General features: G+C 40.7%; 2 protein-coding genes and 1 tRNA gene. 2 read left to right on the top strand and 1 reads right to left on the bottom strand.

Annotated elements, in window-relative coordinates; genetic code table 11:
- The first annotated feature begins 563 nt into the window (after nucleotides 1-563).
- On the top strand, nucleotides 564-1778 hold the full coding sequence (locus DZ860_RS23465) for a GGDEF domain-containing protein (RefSeq protein WP_120035694.1): 1215 nt from the start codon (nucleotides 564-566) through the stop codon (nucleotides 1776-1778).
- A 289-nt stretch (nucleotides 1779-2067) separates the two neighbouring features.
- Nucleotides 2068-3615, top strand: a complete 1548-nt coding sequence (locus DZ860_RS23460; protein WP_120035693.1) for a methyl-accepting chemotaxis protein — start codon at nucleotides 2068-2070, stop codon at nucleotides 3613-3615.
- 153 nt (nucleotides 3616-3768) lie between these two features.
- On the opposite strand, the gene DZ860_RS23455 is transcribed toward DZ860_RS23460, so the two are convergent.
- A tRNA-Gly gene (locus DZ860_RS23455) sits at nucleotides 3769-3844 on the bottom strand.
- Between the last annotated feature and the right edge of the window lie 59 nt (nucleotides 3845-3903).

Here is a 3903-nt window from a genome sequence, read left to right as displayed (position 1 = left end):
CCCCGGGCCGGACTTGAACCGGCACAGCGCGAACGCCGAGGGATTTTAAATCCCTTGTGTCTACCAATTCCACCACCAGGGCAACGCAATTGCGATGAAGACACCACCGTTCCTTTTGGCTTTTGCCTTGGGAACGAGACGTACTTTACTCGATAAGAAAAATGAGTCAACACTATTTTTCATCTAATGAATCAAACGATTAAAAAGCAGCCTCTCACGTTTGTAACTTAATCACTTTGAACAAACTTCGTTCCATAGTATAAAAATGTAAGATCTCCTATCTAGTACATAAAATTGTGATCAACATAAACATTAACCGTAATTTTTAATGTCCAGATAAAATTTAGGGCGATATAAAACACATTTTCAACGGCATTCCCATTACTAAACTTTCGTTTAATGTTATAAAGTTCTCATAAATACAACAATTCGATTACTTACTGAATTTCTTTGCTAAGTACCCACTTTTAAAGCCTCAGATTATCAATTTTGTAATTTCTACTCGCATAACTAACTAATAAAAAAGAACGAGTCTTAGAACCAATCAAACCTCAGGAACTACAATGTCTTCGCTTACTGAAAGAATTTGGCACCAATTTACAGTTTATAGATTGACGCTTGAGGAGCTACTAAGCAGTAAGCGACATACAAACAGCTTTAACGCCACTCGTGCAAGTTACATTCGTAGCCGTACTGCCAATATTTGCTTCGGTTGGGCATTACTAGTGCTACTTTGGATTCCGCTCGATACCTTTTTAATTTCAGATTCCGGTAGCCTAGCCATGTTAACTCAGGGACGATTCGTTCTTGCAGTCACTCTAATCGCAATAGGCTTTACCAGTTTACGTCAGACAACATTACAGCAAGCACGGTTGTCTTTGTTCTTTCTGGTTCTTGCTGTGAATCTGTTTTATGTATTCACCAATTTTCTTTTTGAGTTTCCCGGCCACAACTTCGAGTTCGAATCGACTTATGCTTTACTGCCAATCATTCATGTAGTGATGCTTACCATTTTCCCTCTAACGGCCATAGAAAGCCTATTGCTGATGGCTATAACCGCGATATTTCATCTCGCGGTAGATTACATGTCCGGTAGTATTATGGCTCCGCAAAATCTATCCGCTTATTGGATTCAGACAGTTCTATCTGTTCTTGTAATATGGTCTCAAATATCACAATTGCACATGATTTTGCGTATGTACCGCCAAGCCAACTTAGACCCTTTAACCGGAATTTATAATCGTAGAATGCTTCTACAGTTGGCTAATAACGCCATTTCACGCTGTCAAATAAAAGAAATACCACTCTCTATTCTGGTCCTTGATTTAGACAAGTTCAAACGTATAAATGATGAGTGGGGACATCCTACTGGCGACGCCGTATTACAGACTCTGACAAGAACGTTGCAATCTCACTTTCGTAAGAGCGATATCTTTGGACGTTATGGTGGTGAAGAGTTTGTCGTATTTCTTCCAGGATGTGAGACAAAAACGGCTAAACAAATCGCAGATCGAGTACTTACCCTTGTTAAAGAGATGCAGGTTCCTGTATCTGTACCGCCCTACCACCTTTCTGTCACGACTTCTATTGGCGTCGCGACACTAGCCGACAATGACGATCTGTACACTCTCTTTGAACGTGCAGATCACGCGCTCTATAAAGCCAAATCTTCTGGTCGAAATCAGATGATATTTATGGATGTGGGTGAACGCTTTAACTTTGAGAAACGTAAACTTCCAGTTCAAGTATTGAGCGCAGCCGAAACAGAATTCCAATAGATTTTGAACAGGCTGCTAAATCGCTTTAATTTCACAAAACATTGATGAATTGTTCTTTAAAAACCAAGCGCCAATAAAACGAATGCTGTATTTAGTAACATCAGCGGTGAACAAAATATTCAATATTAAATAGTGAAAAAATAACCAATTTAGTTTGATAAATGTCAAACCAATCACATGACAATACGCATTACTATGTAATTGATATACCATATAAACTTATTAAAATGGTGTGTATTTCACCGAAGAAGACCCCACTTATAAACGAAATTAGAGTGAGTAATACAAAATGAATAAAGACTCATCGCTCAACAAAGATTATAGCGCTCACGCTAATCTCATCTCGACGACCGATCCATCAAGCTACATTACCTATGCCAATAGTGAGTTTTGTGATGTTGCTGGATATGAAGAAACGCATTTATTGGGCAAACCCCATAATTTAGTCAGACACAAAGACATGCCCAAAGCGGCCTTTGCCCAGATGTGGCAATATTTGAAGTCAGGTAATAGTTGGATGGGTTTGGTAAAAAACCAATGTAATGACAATCAATATTATTGGGTATCGGCGTTTGTTACTCCCATCACTGATGCAAGTGGTAATGTCATTGAATTCCAATCAGTTCGTTCCAAACCCGCTCCGGAACAAATCGCTAGAGCCGAGAAGCTTTATCAGCGACTTAATGAAGGGAAAGTAAGCAAAACAAAGCGAATCCCACTTCACAAGTTATCTCTGAGCGCTACTTGGCTTGCATTTATTAGTTCATTGATCGCGTTATTTATCTTGCCTCAAACTATTTTGGCCATCACATCTGCCCTATTGTTATTGACGCTAGTCAGTCAGACTTATCAATATCACCGCTTTAAACAAACTCAATCCATAGCAGAAGAAACCTACAGTAATCCGCTAATGGAAAAGGTGTATACCAACTATTTCGATGACTATTCTCAAATCGATCTCGCCATTACCATGAAAAAAGCGCAGTTGCGTGCCGTAACAGGACGAGCAACTGATACCTCCAGCAAAATATTGATCTCAGCGGAAGACGAATTTGGCACAATACAAAGTATGGGCCAAAGTCTAAATCAACAGTGCCAAGAAACTGAACAGGTCGCAACTGCCGTTGAAGAACTGAGTCACTCAATACACGAAGTAGCGACAGCCGCCTCAGTCGCTTCTGCAATGACCGATGAAGCAAACGCAGAATCGACCAAAGGTTTAATGAGCATTCAATCGACTATCAATGAAGTCAATAGCTTGGCTGCAGAGCTAAGCCATTCACAGAACATCATTAACCAATTATCTAAAGATACTCAGAAGATTGATACAATCCTCGATGTAATTACCACCATTTCGGAACAAACCAATTTACTTGCACTAAACGCAGCCATTGAGGCAGCGCGGGCTGGTGAAGCTGGACGAGGATTTGCTGTTGTGGCCGATGAAGTGCGAAATCTAGCTTCAAAAACCGGTGACTCAGCCAGCGAAATTCATGCCATGATCCGTCATCTACAAGAAACGTCAGAGCAAGCCGTAACAGCTATGGAACAAGGTATTATTCGTTCCGATCACTGTAAAGTATTAGCAGATGAAACCGGCGATGTATTGAATATTATTTCAGAGAAACTTGATAAAGTGACTGCAAGTAGCCATCAAATTGCCGTTGCGGTTGAAGAACAAGCCAGCGTGACTCAAGAAGTGAATCGTAACGTAAGTAATATTAAAGCTCTTGCTGATGATACCGCGAGTACATCCCAAGGCTCTATTCAGAGAACCAGTGACTTGGTAGCCCGTATTGAAGATCTACAACGATTAATGCAACAGTTTAGTCGTTAGGTACTAACAACCACTATTTACCTACGTACAAAATCCAGCACGTTATGACTTTATCATTACGTGCTTTTTTGTGTGCTCTTTTCAAGTAAGAATGTAAAACCTGAATTGAGCTCATACGAAAAAGCCCCGACCAATAGGTCGGGGCTTAAAATTTGGAGCGACACATCGGGTTCGAACCGATGACCTCAACCTTGGCAAGGTTGCGCTCTACCAACTGAGCTAGTGTCGCAGACATTCAATCTTCTTAAGAAGAGAATGGAGGCGCCTCCCGGAGTCGAACCGAGGTCC

The organism is Vibrio sinensis, from assembly GCF_003605645.1.
GTDB classification, from domain to species: domain Bacteria; phylum Pseudomonadota; class Gammaproteobacteria; order Enterobacterales; family Vibrionaceae; genus Vibrio; species Vibrio sinensis.
Note: the sequence above shows the minus strand (reverse complement) of the source record. Positions and strands in the feature narration are given on the sequence as shown.

Coding starts and splice junctions, on each gene's coding strand:
- DZ860_RS23460 (WP_120035693.1), top strand. CDS start 2,068: ATGAATAAAGACTCATCGCTCAACAAAGATTATAGCGCTCACGCTAAT.
- DZ860_RS23465 (WP_120035694.1), top strand. CDS start 564: ATGTCTTCGCTTACTGAAAGAATTTGGCACCAATTTACAGTTTATAGA.